Source organism: Streptomyces sp. NPDC007901 (assembly GCF_042959465.1).
In the GTDB taxonomy this organism is placed as follows: domain Bacteria; phylum Actinomycetota; class Actinomycetes; order Streptomycetales; family Streptomycetaceae; genus Streptomyces.
In genome coordinates this window covers 1-3,093 of the sequence record NZ_JBIBKW010000082.1, presented here as the reverse complement: position 1 = coordinate 3,093, position 3,093 = coordinate 1, and the positions used below count along the sequence as shown (strand labels likewise).

At 69.7% G+C, this 3,093-nt stretch carries 3 protein-coding genes and 1 pseudogene; 1 reads left to right on the top strand and 3 read right to left on the bottom strand.

From position 1 onward, the window contains the following. Positions 1-77: 77 nt before the first annotated feature. A pseudogene (locus ACFZDK_RS55650) lies at positions 78-194 on the bottom strand (IS5/IS1182 family transposase); the annotation flags it as partial. Positions 195-215: 21 nt separating this feature from the next. Then, the gene (locus ACFZDK_RS55645; RefSeq protein WP_390987047.1) at positions 216-983 is read right to left on the bottom strand and encodes an NAD(P)-binding domain-containing protein; all 768 of its coding nucleotides are present in this window, start codon (positions 981-983) and stop codon (positions 216-218) included. A 265-nt stretch (positions 984-1,248) separates the two neighbouring features. Here ACFZDK_RS55645 and ACFZDK_RS55640 point away from each other — a divergent pair, with 265 nt between their 5' ends. Continuing rightward, positions 1,249-1,824, top strand: coding sequence for a TetR/AcrR family transcriptional regulator (locus ACFZDK_RS55640; protein WP_390035400.1), 576 nt, complete (start codon positions 1,249-1,251; stop codon positions 1,822-1,824). A 327-nt stretch (positions 1,825-2,151) separates the two neighbouring features. On the opposite strand, the gene ACFZDK_RS55635 is transcribed toward ACFZDK_RS55640, so the two are convergent. Continuing rightward, positions 2,152-2,901 carry a transposase family protein gene (locus ACFZDK_RS55635; protein WP_390987045.1) on the bottom strand — a complete coding sequence of 250 codons (750 nt, stop codon included), beginning with the start codon at positions 2,899-2,901 and terminating at the stop codon, positions 2,152-2,154. Positions 2,902-3,093: the final 192 nt, after the last annotated feature.

The following is a 3,093-nucleotide window of genomic DNA, read 5'->3' as shown; positions in this document are numbered from 1 at the left end:
CCCCGGCCGAGCACGCCCGCATCCCAACGAGCAGCAGGAAGGACCCGGACAAGCACCGCACTTGACCGGCCCCGCCCCTTCATGGATGACGTCATGCGGTTTGGACTACACCGGGATCCGCGAAAGATCCGCCAGGACTTCAGGCGGGCGACGCTGCGATCGACCGGTGCCCGTGCCTCGGCCAGGGCCCGGTTAAAGGGCGCTGAGGGGACCGGTCAGGGGCTGGCCTGGCTGCCTCCCGCGCCCTGCGGCAGTACCCCGCCCGCACGCCCCCGTTCCGCCTCGGCGACCAGTTCGCGGACCCGTGCCGCCGGAACGGGCACGCCGGGAGTGCTCAGGAACCACGGGAAGTAGTCGGCGGGGGTGAGACCGGCGGGCGGTTCGCCAAGGTACGGCTTGGTGTACACGGGCGTGCCCGGCTCGCTGCGCCAGCTCTCGGCCAGCGTGCCCGTGTCCACGGTGTCGTAGCCGAGGGTGTCCAGGAGCTGTGCCGCTTCCTGTTTCGCCGTCTCGTCGTCGCCCGCGACGGGCAGGGCGCTGCGGTCCGGCGCTCCGGTGGGGCGAGCGAGGGTGAACAGCTGGTTAGAGCCGATGCTGTTGAACGCCTTCACCAGGCGCGAGCCCGCGAGGTGGCGTTGCACGAGGCTGCTGGAGGTGAGCTCGCTCGAGTCCAGCTCCGCCAGGCGGCCGTCGCGCTGCGGGTAGTAGTTCATCGTGTCCAGGACCGTCTTGCCGCGCAGCGCCGCGACGGGCAGCCGGTCATAGGCCTTGAGCGGGATGGTGACGACGACGAGGTCACCGGCACGGGCGGCCTCGTCCGGGGTCGCCGCACGAGCCCCCTGGCCCAGCGAGGTCACCAGGTCAGCCAGTGTGTCGGGCCCGCGGGAATTGCTGAGGACGACATTCATTCCGGCCGCCACAGCAAGGCGTGCCAGGGAGGTTCCGATCAGTCCGCTGCCGATGAGGCCGAGCGTTCGAGGCACTGCGATTTCTCCTTCTGCGGTGGGAGGCGGCCGCGAGCCGGCGCAGCCCTGCGGGCGCCTCTCGGCGCTGGAGGACGGGGGGACACCTCAGTGTGTCACCGCACCGCCCATGAGGCGACGGCGAGCACGGCTGCGCCCGGCGGTCGACAGGCTCCGGCTGATAATCCGGAGGCCGCATCCGTTTTCTATCACGAAAAAACGGAGGTAGCATCCTCTTCATGTTCGGAGTGCTGCTCATCACCCGCCCCACCCCGCAGGAACAGCCGTGAGCGCCCCGCAGCCGGTGGCGCGCAAACCCCGGGCGGACGTCGTTCGCAACCGGGCCCGCGTCCTCGACACAGCGCTACGGCACTTCACCGAGCATGGCGTCGGCACCTCACTGGAGGCCATCGCCAAGGACGCCGGCGTCGGGCCCGCCACGCTCTACCGGCACTTCCCGACCCGGGAAGCACTGCTGGCCGCTGCCCTCGACGTGCACGGCGAGGCACTCCTGGAACAGTTGCCGTCCCTGAAAGACGCGGCCAATGCCGACCAGGCCCTGCGCCGCTGGATGCGGGCCCTGGAGGACTACCTCAGCACCTTCAGCGGCCTGCCCGAACCCGTCCTCACGGCACTCGCCTCCTACGACTCTCCACTCGCCGCCAACTGCGAGAAGCTGGTCGCGATCACGGACGACTTCGTCGACGCCGCTCAGCGGCACGGCACAGCCCGTCCCACCGTACGCGGCAGGGACCTCTTCCTGGCCACCCTCCTCCTCGCCTGGACCCGCAACGCCCCGATCGGGGACGACGCCCTCCCCACCCTGCGCAACCTCCTCGAAACCGGGTACAGCACTCGCTGACCGGACGGGATCCTCAGCGGCCCGGCATGCCTCTCCACCTCAACTCGGCCCGCCACCACCATGACCTTCCTCGGCATGATCGCCGGAGGGCCTGGCACGCAGCCCGCGCAGAGCACGTCAGGGCCGCCGTAGCGGTCGTAGAGCACTGCCTTCATCATGCGGTCGTTCATCGTTCTGCCCGGGTCGCCGGGGGTCTCCGTTGCACACGTCAGTCCCATGCGACGGTGGTCACGAAGTGCCACTGGACGAGGTCAGCATCACCTTTGCGCCTAATCCGCTGGACGGATGGCTAGCACGAGCGCACGGGCGCAAGAGACACTGAAGTCTTCAGCGCTGCCGCTCCAGAGTGAGGACGGCCGCGGAGATTGACGACATTCGATTCGGGCTGCACCGGGATCGGCGGAAGATGCGCCAGGACTTCAAGCGCGCGACGCCTCGCTCGACCGGTGCCCGTGCCGCGGACAGCGCGCGGTTGACGCTTTGCTGGGTCGGCGTGAGGTCACGGCCCGGCGGGCGTCTGAGGGGTGTCGTCACCCAGCGACCGGCTCCCATGTAGGCACGGTCGGCAAGGATGGGAACGCCCTGGCGTTCGCAGATCCGGATGATCCGGTGGGTGCGGGCCGCAGTGAGATCGTGCGCGCGGCCGGGCAGCGTCGGCGAGATCCACAGCAGCTGCCCGGCCGGGTCGGTCACCACCTGCACGTTCACCCCGTGCCGTCTGTGTTTGTGAGAGAAGTCGGCCCGGCTGTCGCCGACCCGGTTGCACTCCGCCAGGGTGCCGTCGAGCAGGACGTAGTCCGGTTCCGCCTCGCGCAGGGCGCGCAGCAGGCCGGGTGCGCGGTCGGCGAGCAGGTCGACGACGGCTGTCGTGTAGGCGTGGGCGGTGCCGACGGAGATGCCGAACCCGGCAGCAAGCTGGGCGAGGGTGTCGTGCCGGCGCAGGTATACCAGGCCGACCAGGGCGCGCTGGTGCGGTGGGAGCTTGCAGCGGCGGTCACCCTCGCGGGTGACGATGAGCACGGTTACCCACTCGACCAGGGCGTGGGGCAGGTCGAGCGCGGCAGAATATGGAACCAACGCGGCTCCTGTGCCTGTGGGTTGAGACTTCGAACACCTCCCCCAACGGCACGGGAGCCTCGTGCGTTGCGGGCATCGACTCCGTCACCCGATCAGTCAGGGTCCCTTGCAAGATCAATTTTCGCCCGGTTCGCCGGACAGGGCGGGAACTGGGTGGACTGTCCCTCTTCGGGCCGGGGTGGACGCGGTGCA